Annotated in this window: 15 protein-coding genes; 3 read left to right on the plus strand and 12 right to left on the minus strand. The window is 58.8% G+C overall.

Going from position 1 to position 17,484, the window contains the following annotated elements; translation table 11 throughout:
* Positions 1–42 precede the first annotated feature (42 nt).
* The 6 genes from GSF27_RS08825 to urtA all read right to left on the minus strand — a co-directional run bounded on the left by GSF27_RS08825 (position 43) and on the right by urtA (position 6,822).
* Positions 43–1,026 carry an urease accessory protein UreD gene (locus tag GSF27_RS08825; RefSeq protein ID WP_160968024.1) on the minus strand — a complete coding sequence of 328 codons (984 nt, stop codon included), beginning with the start codon at positions 1,024–1,026 and terminating at the stop codon, positions 43–45.
* A 2-nt stretch (positions 1,027–1,028) separates the two neighbouring features.
* On the minus strand, positions 1,029–1,724 hold the full coding sequence (gene urtE, locus GSF27_RS08830) for an urea ABC transporter ATP-binding subunit UrtE (RefSeq protein WP_160968026.1): 696 nt from the start codon (positions 1,722–1,724) through the stop codon (positions 1,029–1,031).
* Positions 1,721–2,458: an urea ABC transporter ATP-binding protein UrtD gene (urtD, locus tag GSF27_RS08835; RefSeq protein WP_202410386.1), complete on the minus strand. Its 738-nt coding sequence runs from the start codon at positions 2,456–2,458 to the stop codon at positions 1,721–1,723. The genes urtE and urtD overlap by 4 nt, the downstream gene beginning before the upstream one ends.
* Before the next feature lie 92 nt (positions 2,459–2,550).
* Positions 2,551–3,678: an urea ABC transporter permease subunit UrtC gene (gene urtC, locus GSF27_RS08840; RefSeq protein ID WP_160968747.1), complete on the minus strand. Its 1,128-nt coding sequence runs from the start codon at positions 3,676–3,678 to the stop codon at positions 2,551–2,553.
* Between the two features lie 32 nt (positions 3,679–3,710).
* Complete coding sequence (urtB, locus tag GSF27_RS08845; protein WP_370462586.1) at positions 3,711–5,381, minus strand: urea ABC transporter permease subunit UrtB; 1,671 nt, start codon at positions 5,379–5,381, stop codon at positions 3,711–3,713.
* 157 nt (positions 5,382–5,538) lie between these two features.
* Positions 5,539–6,822: an urea ABC transporter substrate-binding protein gene (gene urtA, locus GSF27_RS08850; RefSeq protein WP_160968032.1), complete on the minus strand. Its 1,284-nt coding sequence runs from the start codon at positions 6,820–6,822 to the stop codon at positions 5,539–5,541.
* 336 nt (positions 6,823–7,158) lie between these two features.
* On the opposite strand from urtA, the gene argE reads away from it, so the two are divergent.
* The 3 genes from argE (at position 7,159) to ilvD (ending at position 11,975) form a co-directional block, all read left to right on the plus strand.
* Positions 7,159–8,307, plus strand: coding sequence for an acetylornithine deacetylase (argE, locus tag GSF27_RS08855; RefSeq protein ID WP_160968034.1), 1,149 nt, complete (start codon positions 7,159–7,161; stop codon positions 8,305–8,307).
* A gap of 112 nt (positions 8,308–8,419) precedes the next feature.
* The gene (gene argA, locus GSF27_RS08860) at positions 8,420–9,778 is read left to right on the plus strand and encodes an amino-acid N-acetyltransferase (RefSeq protein WP_160968036.1); all 1,359 of its coding nucleotides are present in this window, start codon (positions 8,420–8,422) and stop codon (positions 9,776–9,778) included.
* Positions 9,779–10,139: 361 nt separating this feature from the next.
* Entirely contained in the window at positions 10,140–11,975 is a 1,836-nt protein-coding gene (gene ilvD / locus GSF27_RS08865; RefSeq protein ID WP_160968038.1) for a dihydroxy-acid dehydratase, read from the plus strand.
* 315 nt (positions 11,976–12,290) lie between these two features.
* On the opposite strand, the gene GSF27_RS08870 is transcribed toward ilvD, so the two are convergent.
* Genes GSF27_RS08870 through GSF27_RS08895 form a run of 6 tightly spaced genes read right to left on the minus strand, consistent with a single transcriptional unit; the run spans position 12,291 to position 17,417 of the window.
* The gene (locus GSF27_RS08870; RefSeq protein WP_237457465.1) at positions 12,291–13,628 is read right to left on the minus strand and encodes a lipopolysaccharide assembly protein LapB; all 1,338 of its coding nucleotides are present in this window, start codon (positions 13,626–13,628) and stop codon (positions 12,291–12,293) included.
* Between the two features lie 15 nt (positions 13,629–13,643).
* A complete protein-coding gene (locus tag GSF27_RS08875) occupies positions 13,644–14,276 on the minus strand; it encodes an energy transducer TonB (RefSeq protein WP_160968042.1) in 633 nt (210 codons plus the stop codon).
* A gap of 6 nt (positions 14,277–14,282) precedes the next feature.
* On the minus strand, positions 14,283–14,687 hold the full coding sequence (locus GSF27_RS08880; RefSeq protein ID WP_160968044.1) for a biopolymer transporter ExbD: 405 nt from the start codon (positions 14,685–14,687) through the stop codon (positions 14,283–14,285).
* A gap of 39 nt (positions 14,688–14,726) precedes the next feature.
* Positions 14,727–15,254, minus strand: coding sequence for a MotA/TolQ/ExbB proton channel family protein (locus GSF27_RS08885; protein ID WP_160968046.1), 528 nt, complete (start codon positions 15,252–15,254; stop codon positions 14,727–14,729).
* A 10-nt stretch (positions 15,255–15,264) separates the two neighbouring features.
* A complete protein-coding gene (locus tag GSF27_RS08890) occupies positions 15,265–16,635 on the minus strand; it encodes a MotA/TolQ/ExbB proton channel family protein (RefSeq protein WP_160968048.1) in 1,371 nt (456 codons plus the stop codon).
* On the minus strand, positions 16,632–17,417 hold the full coding sequence (locus GSF27_RS08895; RefSeq protein ID WP_160968050.1) for a DUF3450 domain-containing protein: 786 nt from the start codon (positions 17,415–17,417) through the stop codon (positions 16,632–16,634). Before GSF27_RS08895 ends, GSF27_RS08890 begins: the two co-directional genes overlap by 4 nt.
* Between the last annotated feature and the right edge of the window lie 67 nt (positions 17,418–17,484).

Consider the following 17,484-nt stretch of genomic DNA (forward strand, 5'->3'; position numbering starts at 1 on the left):
CCAGTAACATACGTTATTCATGCACCGGGCGTTATTCATGCATCATGTTAGCCAGATGCGCGGCTCACAGGCGGGCCGCTGCATCAATTGCGGCCGCACCACGTGCCACCAACGGGTAAACAGCTTGCGCCCCTGTTCGGAACAGCCTCCCAGGTAGCGCCCCACCAGGCAGTCGTCCACCAGGCTGACACCCGCCAGGAAGGGTGACTCATGCTCCGGCACCTCTGCCTCCATCAGGTTTTGGTTGACCTCTGTGCACCAGCTTTTGATGGCGACTCTCTGCGCGTCGTTGCTGAATGGGCCGGCCACAAACAGGCCGTTGATCGGATTGCCCTGCATGCCAACCCGGGCCGCATACAGCCGGCGCGTGGTGGCATCCAGCTGGAAGCGCTCAATAAACAGGGGCGTGCCGTCACGGTAGAGCGCAAAGCGCTGCCGCACTTCCCCATCCTGCAGGTCAGCACCACAGGCAGGCAGTCCCAATGACGTTACCTCCCAGCCAATAAAGGTGGCGTCACCTTCCAGGTCAATGCGTGTGGCCAGGTCGGTACGGGCATTGGGGTAGACAATGGTCTCCAGCGGTAACCACTCCAGGCTGCCTCCGGCTGCCACATTGAAATGGTTGCTTTGGTACTGCCACGCGCGATCAGGTCGTGCGCGATAGACACGGCCGGCGCCGGGCGTGGTCAGCAGCGCCCGCGCCTGCTCGTGCACCTGCACAGCGATCCGCAACTGGTCACCGGAGACCAGGCCGCCGGGGGGGTGCAGGATGTAAGCGTGGGCCAGGTCGTCGCCTTCCGGGTAGAAAGGCTTCTGCACATACAGCGGACCCTGATGGCGATTGGTGGTGAGACGGGAGCCGCGGGCACCATGACTGAATTCCAGCTCCAGGCTGGCGGGCCAATGCCCCCAGTCCGTTGCTGCGGTGCCGGGCGTTGACGCTGTGGGACCGGAGCCAGGAGCGGCTGCAGCCTCTTCCGATAGGTCCGCGTCTAACGCTGTGGCAAGCGTTAATGATGAGGTCACTCTTATACCGCCAGATGCTGCCTGATCAATTCGTCGTTGAGGTTAGCCATCTTGTCGCTGGCTACCACCCGGCCGCGCTCCATGAGGCGAAACTCCTCACCGACACGACGGGCGAAGCCCAGTTTCTGCTCTACCAGGATAACGGTCAAGTTTTCTTCCCGGTTGAGCTTCACAATTACGTCACCGATCTGCTGCACAATGTTGGGCTGAATACCTTCGTTGGGCTCATCGAGGATCAACACCTTGGGTTCAATCACCAGTGCCCGGCCAATGGCCAGCTGCTGCTGTTGTCCGCCGGAGAGGTCACCACCGAGTCGACTCTTCATATCCTTCAGCACCGGGAACAGCTCGTAGATTTTTTCCGGTACCTGTTTGGCCTTGTCCTTGCGAATGCCGAGCCCGGTGCGCAGGTTCTCCTCCACCGTCATCAGCGGAAAGATGTGTCGTCCCTGGGGTACATAGCCAATCCCCAGCGGCGCCCGGTCCTCCGCCGGACGATTCTGGATGGGCGTACCTTCCATCAGGATCTCGCCGCTGCTCACCGGCAACAGCCCCATCAGTGCTTTTAACAGTGTGGTCTTGCCGACGCCGTTGCGCCCCATGATGCAGGTACAGGAACCGGCTTCAATCTCCAGGTCCAGATCCCACAGGATCTGCGTACCGCCGTAGCGTTGGTTGACACGTTTGATACTGATCATGCCTCTTCCCCCAGGTACACAGCTCTTACATCGGCGTTGTTCTGCACCTCGTCCATGGTACCTTCCGCCAGCACACTGCCCTGATGCAGCACGGTAACGTGACGGGCAATACTGCGTACAAACTCCATATCGTGCTCCACCACCACCACGGTGCGCTCACCTGCCAGAGAGGTCAGCAACTCGGCGGTGCGCTCGCCCTCTTCTGCGGTCATCCCCGCCACCGGCTCATCGATCAACAGCAAGCGCGGATCCGACGCCAGCAGCATGCCGATCTCCAGCCACTGCTTCTGTCCGTGTGACAGGGCACCGGCCTGCTGGAAGCGCTGCTGCTTGAGCCCCACCAGGTCGAGAATGCTGTCGATGCGGTCGATGTCACTGCTGCTGAGCGCAGCGCGCAGGGTATACCACATACCCTTGTCCGCCTTGAGCGCCAACTCCAGGTTGTCGAATACCGTATGCGCCTCGAACACGGTGGGCTTCTGGAACTTGCGACCAATACCCAGCTCGGCGATTTCCGCTTCGCTGTGTTTCAAGAGGTTGATGGTCTGACCGAAGTAGACGCTGCCCTTGTCGCAGCGGGTCTTGCCGGTAATCACATCCATCAGCGTGGTCTTGCCGGCACCGTTGGCACCGATCAGGCAGCGCAGTTCGCCATCCTTGATGTAAAGATTGAGATCGTTCAGCGCCTTGAAACCGTCAAAGCTGACGCTCAGCCCCTCGACATAGAGGATCATCTGCTTCGAGACATCCACCGGCGCGTGGTCTTCCTGCAGGAAAGGCCACACCTGGTCACGGCGGAATACTTCACGGGTGGTATCCAGCAAACTCATGATGACGCCCCCTCTGCCGCTACACCGCCATCGCCGTTACCCGACCCTTTGGCCGGTTTGATTTTCGCCAGCAAGCCGGCAATGCCCTTGGGCAGGAACAGGGTCACCAGCACAAACAGCGCCCCCAACGCGAACAGCCAGCCATCGGGCAGGATGGCAGTGAAACGGGTCTTGGCGTAGTTCACCAGGATCGCACCAATGATGGCGCCGTAGAGCGTGCCGCGGCCGCCCAGCGCCACCCACACCACCACCTCAATGGAGTTGATGGGCGAGAACTCACCAGGGTTGATGATACCCACCTGTGGTACATAGAGGGCACCGGCCACCGCTGCCAGCAGCGCAGAATAGACAAACAGCCACACCTTGTAGTTCTCGGTGCGATAGCCCATAAAACGGGTGCGCGCCTCTGAGTCACGAATGGAGACAATCACCCGCCCGAAACGGGAACTCATAATGAAGTGGCTGGCCACATAGGCGGCCGCCAGCATAAAGGCGGTGGTGGCAAACAGCACCACCCTTACATTGTCTGACTGCAGGCTGAAACCAAGGATATCCTTGAAGTCGGTGAGGCCGTTGTTGCCGCCAAAACCCATCTCGTTGCGGAAGAAGGCCAGCATCAGGGCGTAGGTCAGCGCCTGGGTCATGATCGACAGGTAGACACCGGTAACCCGTGAACGGAACGCCAGCCAGCCAAACACAAACGCCAGCAGACCGGGCACCAGCAGTGCCATCAGCATGGCGAACCAGAACTGATCCATGCCGAACCAGTACCAGGGCAAGGCATCCCAGTTGAGGAACACCATAAAGTCCGGCAGCTCCGGGTTGCCATAGACACCGCGATCGCCGATCTGGCGCATCAGGTACATGCCCATGCCGTAACCGCCCAACGCAAAGAAGGCGGCGTGGCCCAGGCTCAACACCCCGCAGTAGCCCCACACCACATCCACCGCCAGCGCCAGCAGCGCGTAACAGAGATACTTACCCAGCAATGTAATGGTGTAGGTACTGACGTGCAGTGCCGAGTCCTGCGGGATCAGCAGGTTGGCCATTGAGGCCAGCAGGGTCAGTACAAAAAGGATTCCCACTACCCAGCGGGTGGTGGTGGCGGCGAAGGTGGCGCCCATGCCACCACGCTCCAGTAATGCATTCCCGGACATCATTCTGCTGCCCTCCCTTTCTGCGGGAACAGCCCCTTGGGACGTTTCTGAATAAACAGGATGATAAAGACCAGTATGAGAATATTGGCCAGCACCGCGCCGGTGGCCGGCTCCAGGAACTTGTTGGCGATGCCCAGCGAGAAGGCGCCGACCAATGTGCCAAACAGGTTACCCACACCGCCAAACACCACCACCATAAAGGAGTCGATGATGTAGGACTGCCCGAGGTTTGGTCCCACGTTGGTGAGCTGGCTCAGTGCCACACCGGCAACGCCGGCAATACCGGAACCGAGACCAAAGGTCATCATATCGACACGTTCGGTTTTGATACCCATGGCCTTGGCCATGTCGCGGTTCTGGGAGACAGCGCGCACATAGAGGCCCAGTGAGGTCCGCTTCATGATCAGCAGCAGCGCCACGAACACCACCAGCGCAAAGATGAGAATGGCCAGGCGATTGTAGGTAAGGGAGAACACCGGATTGATCACCCAGGAACCGCTCAGCCACTCGGGCGTGGCCACCTGGCGGTTCAGCGGCGAGAACACAGTGCGCACCAGCTGCTGCAGGATCAGGCTGATACCGAAAGTGGCCAGCAGGGTTTCCAGTGCACGACCGTGCAAATGGCGGATCACGGTGCGTTCGATAATGACACCGACGGCGCCGGAAACGAGGAACGCTGCCGGAATGGCGATCAGCACGCTCAGCTCCAGCCACTGTGGCAGCAACAACTGCACCACGTAAGTGGTGTAGGCACCGAGCATGATCATCTCGCCGTGGGCCATGTTAATGACCCCCATGACGCCAAAGGTAATGGCCAGGCCGATGGCGGCCAGCAACAACACAGAGCCGAGACTCATGCCAAAGAAAACCGTTTCGGTCAGTTCAAAGAATTTGATTTTGCCTTCGATGTCTTTCAATGCACTGGCAGCCGCCTGACGCACGGCGTCGTCGTCTTCACGCTCCTTGTCCGCCAGCTGCGTCAACAGGTTGCGCACTGGTGATTCCAGTCGTCCGGAGAGCGATCTCACCGCACTGACGCGCTCGGCGGTGCTGTCCGAGGTGGTGGCTGTGTACATGGCGATGCCGGCATCCAGCAAGCCCAGAACGTCAACGTCCTGCTCGCTTGCCCGCGCCTTTTGCAACAGCGCAATGGACTCGTCGGACATATTGTCCAGCAGCGTTGCTGCCGCTATCTCGCGCTCGCCCTTGTCACCATAGAGCAGCTGGATACGGGCGATGCTTTCGCGCAACTGCTTGCGCAGTGAGTTATTGACGCGAATTTTTTCCAGCTCATCCGCCATCACACTGGCAGCGGCCTGCTGGGTAAACAATGACGTCACCTCACCGGCTTCGGTAACCCGGTAGAGCGACAGGTCGCCCGGCAGATAATGCAGCTCACCTTCCAGCATGGCGGAGTAAAGCGGCAACATCTCTTTGCCGGAGAGCTGGTCCAGGGTGGTGATCAAACGGGCTTTTTCCCGGTAGTTGGCTTCTGCCAACTGCTGCAGAATCGTTTGCACCCGCTCGGCGGATGATTCTGCGGGGGCTTGCACAGCCACTTCGGTCTCTGCCGCTGCCGGCGCTTCGGCCTGCTCCTGTCCCAGGGACAGACTGCTTGCCAACAGCAGCACCAGCGCCAGACACAACCGGCTAATCGGTAATACATTCACGGCCAGATGCCTCGTAGTCCGGATACTCTCACGCCGACCGGTATACACTGCAGGAATCGGCATGAGAGTTAAAGAAAGACTCCACCGGCCGGTGCGGCGCGGTGGAGTACAGATCATCAGCAAGATGATTTAGTGTTGCGACGAGTCAACATACAACTCAGTAGTTCTGACCAGAACAGGTTTTGGTCTTGGTGTTGTAGTTGCCGCACTTGATGGGCTTGGTCCAGTCGGCAATCAGGTCCTTGGAACCTGGCAGGAAGTCAGACCAGGCATCGCCGGGAACCACACCGTCGGTTTCCCAAACCACTTCGAACTGACCGTCGTCCTGGATCTCGCCAATCAGCACGGGCTTGGAGAGGTGGTGGTTCTTGTTCATCACCGCCATGCCACCGGTCAGGTTAGGCACTTCAATACCAATCAGCGCCTGCTCAACCTTGTCCACATCGGTAGTACCGGCTTTTTCAACCGCCTTGGCCCACATTTCGAAACCGATGTAAGTGGCTTCCATTGGGTCGTTGGTTACGCGCTTCTTGTCACCGATGAACTTGTGCCACTGCTTGATGAATGCCGCGTTGGCTTTGTTGTCGACGCTCTGGAAGTAGTTCCAGGCAGCCATGTGACCCACCAGAGGACCGGTATCGATACCGGACAGCTCTTCTTCACCCACGGAGAACGCCACTACAGGAATGTCTTCCGCAGAGATGCCCTGGTTGGCCAGCTCCTTGTAGAAAGGTACGTTGGCATCACCGTTGATGGTTGAGACCACAGCAGTTGCCTTGCCTTCGCTACCGAACTTCTTGATCTCGGACACGATGCTCTGCCAGTCGGAGTGACCGAAGGGGGTGTAGTTGATCATGATGTCCTTGTCGGCCACACCCTTGGCTTTCAGGTAGCTTTCCAGAATCTTGTTGGTGGTACGTGGGTAGACGTAATCGGTACCCGCCAGCACCCAGCGCTTCACACCCAGGTCGTTCATCAGGTAGTCAACCGCAGGAATGGCCTGCTGGTTTGGCGCCGCACCGGTGTAGAAAACGTTTTTGGAAGACTCTTCACCCTCGTACTGCACAGGGTAGAACATGAGGCCGTTAAGTTCTTCGATCACCGGCAGTACCGACTTGCGCGATACCGATGTCCAGCAACCAAAGATTACATCCACCTTCTCCTTGGTCAGCAGCTCGCGGGTTTTTTCCGCAAACAGGGGCCAGTTGGAGGCGGGATCAACGACCACGGCTTCCAGCTTCTTGCCCAGCAGGCCGCCTTTTTTGTTCTGCTCTTCCACCATCATCAGAACCGTGTCCTTGAGTGTGGTTTCGCTGATGGCCATGGTGCCGGAGAGAGAGTGGAGAACACCAACCTTGATGGTTTCTGCGGCTTGCAGCGCCATGGAGGCGACCAGCGAAACCCCCAATGCGCCTGCCATAAGAGTCTTTTTAAAGATCATAATTAGCTACCTGTTGTTTATAGTGAAAAATCCGTCTTGCCCTGGATGCGTCAGGACGCATCTGACTGCTTTGTGTCTCACGCTACAGCATTAATCCACAGGCAGGACGGGGTCACCATTCGGCAACCTACGTACCCATATACGTCATTTGACGTATATGGCGGGCCCAGGCGACGTACGCCCCCGGTCAGAGTGGCGTAGACCAATACAGGGGCACCAACCACAACCCCAGCCCCCGGCAGCTCGCTGGCGCTGGCGCTGGCGCATTTGGCCCCGAATTCTGCTAAATTGGGCGCAGCTAACCGATCCCTTTTCCCGCCGCTTCAGGTGACCCCCATGCCACTCCCCAACCTGTTCACCCGCCTGCAACAACTGGTGGCCAGCCCGTCTGTCAGCAGCCACGATCCGCTGTGGGACATGAGCAACCGCGGCGTGATCGAACTGCTGGCGGGCTGGCTGGAATCCATCGGTTTCGATTGCGAGATCCTTGAGGTACCCGGCAGCCAGGGCAAAAAGTGCAACCTCATTGCCACCCTCGGCCAGGGGCCCGGCGGGCTGGTGCTGGCGGGACACACCGACACCGTGCCGTTTGACGACCAGCGCTGGCAGACCGATCCCTTCTCCCTGACCGAGCGCGACCAGCGCTGGTACGGTCTCGGGGCTACCGACATGAAGGGCTTCTTCCCCATCGCCATTGAGGCCGCCAGCGCCTTCAGTGCCGGTGATCTCAAACAGCCGCTGATTATTCTTGCCACTGCCGACGAGGAGAGCTCCATGAGCGGCGCCCGCCTGCTGGTGGAACAGGGCCGCCCCAAGGCACGCTACGCGGTGATTGGCGAGCCCACCGGCATGCGGCCGATCCGCATGCACAAGGGCATCATGATGGAGAAGATCACCATCGAGGGTCAGTCGGGACACTCCTCTGACCCGTCCCTGGGACGCAACGCGCTGGAGTCGATGCACCGGGTAATGTCGGAACTGATGGACTACCGCCGCCACCTGCAGCAGCGCTACAACAACCCCGGCTTTACCGTCCCCGGCCCTACCCTCAACCTCGGCTGTATCCATGGCGGCGACAACCCCAACCGTATCTGCGGCCAGTGTGAGCTGCAGTTCGACCTGCGCTCGGTGCCGGGCATGGACAACAACGAGCTGCGGGCAGCGATTGACGCCCGGCTGGCAAAGATTTCGGAAGAGTCCGGCTGCCGGATTGAGCGGCTGCCATTAATGGGAGATGTGCCGGCGTTTGAACAGGGACAGGCGACAGCGCTGGTGAGCGCCGCCGAGAAGCTCACCGGCCACAGCTCACAGGCGGTGGGTTTTGCCACCGAGGCGCCGTTCCTGCAGCAGCTGGGTATGGAGACTCTGGTGATGGGGCCCGGCTCTATCGATCAGGCCCACCAGCCGGACGAGTACATCCCGCTGGAGCAGATTCAACCCGCCATTGCCACGCTGCGGGCGCTGATTCAGCAATTCTGTTTATAATGCGCCAATAAGCCCGATAACCGGCCCAGGGGCCGGCAATGCTTTGCGCCACCAGAGACCTTGCGTAACCAAACTGATTACGCCACTAAATTGCGCCACCAAGGGATGCACCGTGACCGACAGACCCGACACGCCGCCGCCAGCTAACAGCCAGGCGACCGATGCCACCAAAGACTACGTCAAGTGGTTCCGTCAGTCGTCGCCCTACATTAATGCTCACCGTGGCAAGACCTTTGTGCTGATGCTGCCTGGCGCCGCTATCCTGGACGCCAACTTCAGCAACATCATTCACGACATCGCCCTTCTTAACAGCCTTGGCGTACGGCTGGTGCTGGTGCACGGCGCGCGGCCGCAGATTGATGCCCGGCTGGCCGGCAGCGGCATCGAATCCTCGTTTACCGAACAGCTGCGCATCACCGAGGCGGAGCACCTCAATGCCGTGGCCCAGGCCATTGGCGAGGTGCGCCTGAATATAGAAGCCGCACTCTCCACCGGCCTGCCCAATTCCCCCATGCACGGCGCCCATATCCGGGTGCTGGGCGGTAACTTTGTCACCGCCAAACCCATGGGCGTGATCAACGGCACCGACCTGCAGCACACCGGCAAGGTGCGCCGGGTGGACAAGACCGGCCTGCAAGCGGCTCTGGGACAGGGGGCCATCGCCATACTGTCACCACTGGGCTACTCCCCCACCGGGGAGATTTTTAACCTCAGTTTTGCCGAAGTGGCCACCGAGGTGGCGGTCGCCCTGCAGGCGGACAAGCTGATCGCCTTCTCCAGCGAGGCCGGCTTTGTGGATGGCGAGGGCGAACTGCTGCGGCAGCTGAGCCTGCCGGAGTGCGAACAGCAGTTGCAGCGCCTGCAGCATGACCAGGATCGTTCCCTGTCGCTGCAGGCCTGTTTCGATGTCTGCCAGCGGGGCGTGCCGCGGGCGCAGATGGTCAGTTTCCGCGAAGACGGCGCCCTGCTGCAGGAGCTCTTTACCCGCGACGGTTCCGGCACCCTGGTGCACCGGGACAACTATGAGTTTGTGCGTCAGGCCACCATCGATGATGTGGGCGGCCTGCTGAGCCTGATCGAACCCCTGGAGCGCCAGGGCGCACTGGTGCGGCGCTCCCGGGAACTGCTGGAGAGCGAGATCAGCCGGTTTACGATTATGGAAAAGGATGGTGCCATCATCGCCTGCGCCGCCCTCTACCCCTACGCCGGTGACCGCAACGTGGGCGAACTGGCCTGCGTCGCCACCCACCCGGACTACCGCAAGGACGGCCGCGCCGCCAAGGTGCTGGCCACCATCGAGAAAAAGGCCCGGGGACTGGGGATTAGCGAGCTGTTTGTGCTCACCACCCAGACTGCCCACTGGTTTATCGAGCAGGGCTTCCGCAGCGCCCCGCTGGAGTGGCTGCCGGAGGAGAAGAAGACCTTCTACAACTACCAGCGGAATTCGAAGGTGTTTGTAAAACCGCTGTGAGGTGACAGGGTTAAGGACGCTTCGCTACAGGACGCTGGCGCTACAGGTGTGAGGACGCTTCGCTACAGGACGCTGGCGCTACAGGTTAACAATCCGAGCGCCTGAGGCGATGACACTGAGCCGCAAAAAAGATCGCCCGCGAGAGCGGGCTCCTACAGTCAGGGTGCGCTCTTTCGCAGGAGCACGCTCCCGCGGGCGATCTGTAGCGATTATCTGATTCAATGAGGATAGCCGGCCCCGCCCCTGTAGCGAAGCGTCCTCACACCTGTAGCGCCAGCGCCCTGGAAGCGCAGCGCCCTGCATCTGCCTGTGCTAAAATCCCCCGCCTTACTTCCCGTGTATTGGTAACGAGACCGAGATTATGCCTGCCTACCGCTCGAAGACTTCCACCGCCGGCCGCAATATGGCCGGAGCCCGTGCCCTGTGGCGTGCCACCGGCATGCAGGACGAAGATTTTCAAAAGCCGATTATTGCCATCGCCAACTCCTTCACCCAGTTCGTGCCCGGTCATGTGCACCTGAAAGACCTGGGGCAGCTGGTGGCGCGTGAAATCGAAAAAGCCGGTGGCGTGGCCAAGGAGTTCAACACCATCGCGGTGGACGACGGTATCGCCATGGGTCACGACGGCATGCTCTACAGCCTGCCGTCTCGTGACATCATTGCCGACTCAGTGGAGTACATGGTCAACGCCCACTGCGCCGACGCCCTGGTGTGCATCTCCAACTGTGACAAGATCACCCCCGGCATGCTGATGGCAGCCATGCGCCTCAACATCCCGGTGATCTTTGTCTCCGGCGGCCCCATGGAAGCGGGCAAGACCAAACTGTCCGAACACAAGCTGGACCTGGTGGACGCCATGGTGATCGCAGCTGACGACAGCGCTTCCGACGAGTACGTGGCCGAGATCGAGCGCAGCGCCTGCCCTACCTGCGGCTCCTGCTCCGGCATGTTCACCGCCAACTCCATGAACTGCCTGACCGAAGCCCTGGGCCTGTCCCTGCCGGGTAACGGCACCGTAGTGGCCACCCACGCCGATCGTGAGCAGCTGTTCCTGGAAGCCGGTCGCAAGATTGTGGAAATCACCAAACGCTACTACGAGCAAGATGACGCCAGCGTGCTGCCGCGCAGCATCGGCTCCTTCGAGGCGTTCGAAAACTGTATCGCGCTGGATATCGCCATGGGCGGCTCCACCAACACCATCCTGCACCTGCTGGCCATCGCCCAGGAAGCGGAAGTGGATTTCACCCTGGCAGACATCGACCGCCTGTCGAAGACCATTCCACAGCTGTGCAAGGTGGCACCCAACACCCAGAAATATCACATTGAGGACGTGCACCGCGCCGGCGGCATCATGGCCATCCTCGGTGAGCTGGATCGTGCCGGCCTGCTGCACACCCACCTGCCCACGGTCCACAGCAGCACCATGGCGGAAGCCCTGGCGCAGTGGGACATCATGCGCGGCGCCAGCGAGGAGGTGAAAACCTTCTATAAAGCCGGCCCTGCCGGCATCCCCACCCAGGTGGCTTTCAGCCAGGATACCCGCTGGACCAGCCTCGACGCCGACCGCGAAAACGGTTGTATCCGCTCCCTGGAACACGCCTTCAGCCGCGAGGGCGGCCTTGCCGTTCTGCACGGCAATATCGCCCTGGACGGCTGTGTGGTGAAGACCGCCGGTGTAGATGAGTCCATCCTGGTGTTTGAGGGCTCTGCCTATGTGACCGAGTCCCAGGACGAAGCGGTGGCGGATATCCTGGCCGACAAGGTGAAAGCCGGTGACGTGGTAATCGTTCGCTACGAAGGCCCCCGCGGCGGCCCGGGCATGCAGGAGATGCTCTACCCCACCTCCTACATCAAGTCCAAAGGCCTGGGTAAAGACTGCGCCCTGCTGACCGACGGACGCTTCTCCGGCGGTACTTCCGGCCTCTCCATTGGTCACGTGTCACCGGAAGCCGCCGCCGGTGGCGCCATTGGCCTGGTGCGCAACGGCGACCGCATCCGTATCGACATCCCCAACCGCACTATCGACGTGCTGCTGAGCGATGAAGAGCTGGCCACCCGCCGCGCCGAGCAGGACCAGCTGGGCTGGAAGCCGGTCAAGGAGCGCCCACGCAAAGTCAGTGCAGCACTGAAAGCCTACGCCAAGCTGGCTACCAGTGCCGACAAGGGCGCGGTGCGGGACCTGAGCCAGCTGGACTAAGCCCCCCCCCTTCAGCAGGTGCCGGACTCCTCCGCACCTGCTGTCCCTTTCCCCTCCTGCCTCCGACCTGTTACTGCCCACGCCTGCAGGATCACCGCATCCCCGTGCGCCATTCTCTTCAGCAACCATCTACCCGGCGATCCTCTACCCGGTGATCCTCACAGCGATTACGCTCACCGCGCACCGGCATCAGCGGCTTGCCCGACAGGAGTGCGAGCGTCCGGGCGCGAGGGAAAAGCGACACCCCAGAACGAAAGCGGCCCCGACTCTTTACAGAGACGGGGCCGGCTTCGGTACGACAGGTGTTGAGGTCTGTCAGAGGTTGAGCGAACGCTCGCGCTCCAGTTCACCCTGGGCAAACTGCAGCCACTGGGCAGCAAACTGCTCACTGCGCTTGTCCTTGGCAGCCTCTTTAAACGCCTTGATCGCGGCGTCGTACTTCTTCAGGTTGGTGTTGGCCATACCCAAAACGATCTGCAGCTGATCCGGACGCTTGATACCGCCGCGCTTCAACGCCTTGCCACCAACTTCGATAGCTTTCTCGTTGTTGTCGCTGTCCAGGTAGATACCCGCCAGACGCGCGTAGAGGTCACCATCACCGGACTTGGCGGCCGCTTTCTCCATAATCGGAATCGCGGTTTTGACGTTTTGCGCCATACGCCAGGCGGTAGCCAGGACTTCCAGGTTCTTGGAGGACTCGGAGATCTTGCCTTCCTTCATACCCTTGTCGATGATCTTGGCGGCCTTGTAAGGCACGTCGCTACCCATCATCAGGTAGGCCAGGTTCATCAGCTCGGTCTCTTTATCCAGGGCACCCATCAGGTACGCGGTTTCCATGGCGTACATCTGGTTGCGCTCCTGCTCAACAGCACCATACATGCCGGCCAGCTGCTTCCAGTAGGAACCCTTCGGATAGTGGCGTACCAGCTTGGTCAGGATATCGATGACCTTCTTGTAATCGCCTTTATCGTAGTAGATCGCACGCTGCAGGGTGTACCAGTTTTCCTTCGGAATCTTGCCGGTACCCTCAACCTTGGTCACTGCAATGTTGATGTTCTTCAACGACTGCGCCATATCACCGTCCTGGTAATAAGCCTGTGACAGCAGGGCGTAATCGTCAGCACCGATGATCGGATTGACCTTCATGTACTGCTGCAACATCTTGATGGCGTTCTTCCAGTCCTCCTGCACAAACATCAGCTGTGCAAGGGTTTTCAGAGTACCGATCTCGAGGGCATCGCTCAGCTCGGTTTCCACCAGCACCTTGCGGTAGTAGCGGATGGAGCTGTTGTAATCTTCCAGCGAGTAGTACACCCAGCCGTAGTAGTTCCAGAGGTTGGCCTTCTCGAAGCTGGTGTAACCCGGAGCCTTACTGCGCTCCAGATCTTTCAGTACAGCCAGCGCCCCTTTCCAGTCATTGGCGTCGGTCTTTTCCTGCACTCGGGCAAAGTCTTTAAAGACCGGCTGACGCAGCGAGTAGGTTTTCTTGGTTTTGTATTCTGGTTTCGCTTCCTGGGCCTGTACAGAACCGGAGGTCAGGCTATCGAAGCCTGCGGTCTGCAGCAGGACACTCGTGGCCGCCGGCGCGAACGCCAGTGGTGCTGCCACCAAAGTGTGTCTGACAAGCCTGGAAACCTTAGCCGTCATAGTCATAATCATACCCACCGTTTACTCGGCAATCGCAAAGGTGATCTTGTTGCGAACGCCTGGCACCTCGATCGCCACACCATCAACCACACGCGGCTTGTACTTAAATTTCGAGGCCGCTTTCAGTGCTGAGCTGTTGAAGATGCTTGATTCCGAAAAGTTCCCGTTACGCCCGGCCATGCCTTCAATCACAATCGGGTCGCGAACTGAACCGTTAGTGGTTACGGTGAACTCAACGATCACATAACCCTCAATACCCCGCGACAAAGCACGACTTGGGTAGTTGGGCTGCACCTTAACGATTGGCAGATATTCACCGTCGCCGCTAAAACCACCCACACCTTTAATATTCATCTCCGGCTTGACCCGTGGAGCATTCATATTAAGGGCGTCCGGTTTCAGGTCGGGCTGATCGAAATCAGGCTCCGGCATCTCTGGTGGTGGCGTCTCGGGATCTTCCGGTTTTTCCGGCTTCTCGACGTCGTACCGGGTTTCAATTTTACGCTCAGGCATAAAGATGTCGGCAATGCGATTCTCCTCCACGTCTGCTGGAGGCTTATCGTTTGCCGCAATCAATGCGTGCATCAAATACAGCAGGGCGGTGGTGGTCACCGCCGCCAAAAGCCCTGCTAATCCTAGTCTTGCAACATTCATAGCGCTCTATTTCTTCTCAGTAGATACAGAAACGTCTGACACTCCCGCTTCACGGGCTGCCTGCGCAATTTTGGTCATGGTTTCAATATCGGATTCATCGTCCGCCTGGATAACTACAGCACCCTTGGGGTTCTCTGCGTGCAGGCGCTCAATGGCGCCCTTAACTTCACGCAGATCAATCCGGGCTTTGTCGATCCAGACTTCGTTGCTAGAGCTGACAGCTACAAGAATATTGGCGTTTTTCTTCAGCAGGGCAGTGGTAGCCTCAGGGCGATTGATCTCGATGCCCGCTTCTTTAATAAAAGAAGCCGTCACGATAAAGAAGATCAACATGATAAAAACCACGTCGAGCATCGGTGTCAGGTCAATCGCGCCCTGCTCGTCTTCAGCTGCCTTTTTTCGTCTGGCCATGATAATTCTCTCAGTAACCGGTTAATGCTTTACCAAGCCTTAATGGTCCATCGTCAAATGGTCTTCGAGCAGCTGATTTTCGCGTTCTGCAATCCGGTTGACGTAGGTGTTACCAAACACTCCGGAGAGTGCAGCCACCATGCCCGCCATAGTCGGGATGGTCGCCTTGGACACACCGCCAGCCATGGATTTGGCGTCGCCGCCACCGGTTACAGCCAGTACGTTAAACACTTCGATCATACCCGTCACCGTACCCAGCAGACCCAGCAGAGGAGCCAGGGCCACCAGAGTGGCGATCATATCCAGGTTGGCATTTACCTTCTCGGATACGCGGGAGACGAGTGCATAACGCACCTGATGGGCATTCCAGGATTTGCGCTCGGGACGTGATTCCCAGCTATCCAGAGCAGTCTGAATTTCACCTTTCAGACTGCTTTTGAAATACCACAAACGTTCGAAAATCAGGGTCCACATGACGAGGGTCAGGGCGGAGATCCACAACAATATAGGTCCACCCTTAGCCAGTAAGGCTTCAATGGCTGCAAGTGCGTCCATTAATGCCAACATGCGTTATCTCCTACTTGCGCTCTGCGTTTTCGGCGATGATACCGGCAGACTGTTCTTCCAGAATCTGAAGAACACGCTTGGCACGACCGTTAACCAGGGTGTGAACCAGTACGGTAGGAATAGCCACTACCAGACCCAGTACAGTTGTTACCAGAGCAGAGGAGATACCACCGGCCATGGCCTTCGGATCGCCGGCACCAAAGATGGTGATGGCCTGGAAGGTAATGATCATACCGGTTACGGTACCCAGCAGACCCAGCAGCGGGGCGATCATGGAGATGATCTTCAGCAGCGTCAGGCCGGATTCAATGGCAGGACGCTCTTTCAGCACCGCCTCTTCCAGTTTCAGCTCCAGGGACTCGCCGTCCAGACCCTTGTTCTCTTCCGCGACTTTCAGCACGCGACCGAGTGGGTTGTTGGTGTTGGCGCTTTCGCTCTTCAACTGGGAAGTAACCTTGCTGCTCATGCCCATCAGGACAACGAAGCGCCAGGCACCCAGCAGCATGGCAAACAGACCTACTGCAGAGATGATGTAACCCACGATGCCACCCTGGTGCCAGCGCTCAACAATAGAAGGGCTGTTGATCAGGGCAGACAGGAAGGTACCACCGGCAGGACCGGTAGGGTCGATTGCTACACGGGTAAAGCCGTCAGTAGCATTCTGCAGGGAGTTAGCCTGACCCAGAGCAGTGGCTGGTGGCTGACGGGTCAGCTCCAGCATACGGCCTTCGCGCAGCTCCAGGTACTTGCCGTCGGACAGCAGCTGGAAGTTACCCACACGTACCACTTCACGATCTTCGCGGTCACCGTTTGGCTTGATCACAGCACCGTTGAACTTGACCACACGGCCGCCTTCAACAGTTTCACGCTGGGTTTCAAACCACAGTTGCTCGATCTCTTCGATGGTTGGCAGCTGGGTATTGCTGTTCATCTTGTCGATCAGGCCATCCAGGAAGTCGGCGCGACCGGGATACTGGGCAGAGACGATAGAAGTACCCAGGCTGGAACGCAGGTCACCAGCGGTAGAGGTCAGGTGACCGAACAGCTCTTTCAGGGAACCGAGACGCTCCTGCAGCTGGGCACGCTTGGCAGAAACCTGCAGGTCCTGCTCTTCGTACTTCTTCTCCAGGGTAGCTGAACGCTTCTCTTCGCTGGCCTTGGTGTTCTCGGCCTGCTTCAGCAGGCTGGCCTGCTCGCTTTTCTGACGCAGGAACTCAGCTTCGCGCTTGCGGTGCTCGGCAGATTCAGCGATCTTGCTCTGCTGAACCATTTTCAGCAGCTGATCCAGGGATTGGGCCTTTTCTTCAGCCACAGCTACACCAGAGGTGAGCATTGCAGCGGCTGCCACGGCCAGGCAGCGTTTGGCAAAAGTCATTTTCATTGCGCAGCCTCCGGAGACAGAATCGGCAGATTCAGCAGTTCAATAGATGCTTGTTTCTTCGCGATGCGAATGCCCTTGAGAATGGCAGCGCGGTATTCGGAAGATGGCAGCTCAACCCAGGCTTGCTGACGCTTGTCCCAGGCACCGGAGAATTCCAGATCAGTAGTCTGGTACATCAGGGCGATACGGCCAACGCGCAGAATGTTCACTTCGCGCTCCTGACCACCAACGGTCAGAGTGTCCTGGTAGGTATCAATCTTGCGACCGTACTCGGCCTCAATTTTGTAGGCTTCCAGAACCTGGCGGAATTTCTCGGCAACGGAAATGTCGGCACGATCCATGTTGCGATGGAGGGCTGCCAGACGCTCGTTGCGCTCGCCGGAGTGGAAAGGCATGTCCAGAGAGATGAACTGCTCCAGACCATCCAGCATCTTCAGAATCAGGGGCTGAATCTGACGCTCGATAACGGTGACGTTGCCGATGGACTCTTCCAGCTGCGTGATCACTTTCAGCTGGTTGGCCAACTGCTTCTCCAGCTGCGCGTTATAGACGCGAAGACCTTCGATCTGCTTGTTCACCACTTTAAATTCGTTCAGCAAACTGGTGGTCTGATCAGCAATCTTGTCGATCTTTTGCTGAGAGTTCTGAGCCAGTTTGGTCTTCTGCTCACCTACTTGCAGAATGGAATTCAACGTTTGATCCGCCTGAGCAACACTGCCAATGAGCGCGCCAGCAGAAAGCACAGTGGACAGAGCCACGGCTTTAAATCGCTGCTTCTTCATATTTCCCCCAGTGTGGGTGCGTACTATCAACTCTATAAAACGGCGTCTAACCGCTATTGTTTTCATG

Origin of the sequence: Pseudomaricurvus sp. HS19, assembly GCF_009857815.1 — a bacterium.
Taxonomy (GTDB): Bacteria; Pseudomonadota; Gammaproteobacteria; order Pseudomonadales; family Cellvibrionaceae; genus Pseudomaricurvus.

Bases quoted from the DNA above. Each gene is read 5' to 3' on its own strand.
- urtA (WP_160968032.1), bottom strand. From the start codon at position 6,822: ATGATCTTTAAAAAGACTCTTATGGCAGGCGCATTGGGGGTTTCGCTG.
- ilvD (WP_160968038.1), top strand. From the start codon at position 10,140: ATGCCTGCCTACCGCTCGAAGACTTCCACCGCCGGCCGCAATATGGCC.
- argE (WP_160968034.1), top strand. From the start codon at position 7,159: ATGCCACTCCCCAACCTGTTCACCCGCCTGCAACAACTGGTGGCCAGC.
- GSF27_RS08895 (WP_160968050.1), bottom strand. From the start codon at position 17,417: ATGAAGAAGCAGCGATTTAAAGCCGTGGCTCTGTCCACTGTGCTTTCT.
- urtE (WP_160968026.1), bottom strand. From the start codon at position 1,724: ATGATCAGTATCAAACGTGTCAACCAACGCTACGGCGGTACGCAGATC.
- GSF27_RS08880 (WP_160968044.1), bottom strand. From the start codon at position 14,687: ATGGCCAGACGAAAAAAGGCAGCTGAAGACGAGCAGGGCGCGATTGAC.
- GSF27_RS08890 (WP_160968048.1), bottom strand. From the start codon at position 16,635: ATGAAAATGACTTTTGCCAAACGCTGCCTGGCCGTGGCAGCCGCTGCA.
- GSF27_RS08870 (WP_237457465.1), bottom strand. From the start codon at position 13,628: ATGACTATGACGGCTAAGGTTTCCAGGCTTGTCAGACACACTTTGGTG.
- urtD (WP_202410386.1), bottom strand. From the start codon at position 2,458: ATGATCCTCTATGTCGAGGGGCTGAGCGTCAGCTTTGACGGTTTCAAG.
- GSF27_RS08875 (WP_160968042.1), bottom strand. From the start codon at position 14,276: ATGAATGTTGCAAGACTAGGATTAGCAGGGCTTTTGGCGGCGGTGACC.
- urtC (WP_160968747.1), bottom strand. From the start codon at position 3,678: ATGGGCGCCACCTTCGCCGCCACCACCACCCGCTGGGTAGTGGGAATC.
- GSF27_RS08885 (WP_160968046.1), bottom strand. From the start codon at position 15,254: ATGTTGGCATTAATGGACGCACTTGCAGCCATTGAAGCCTTACTGGCT.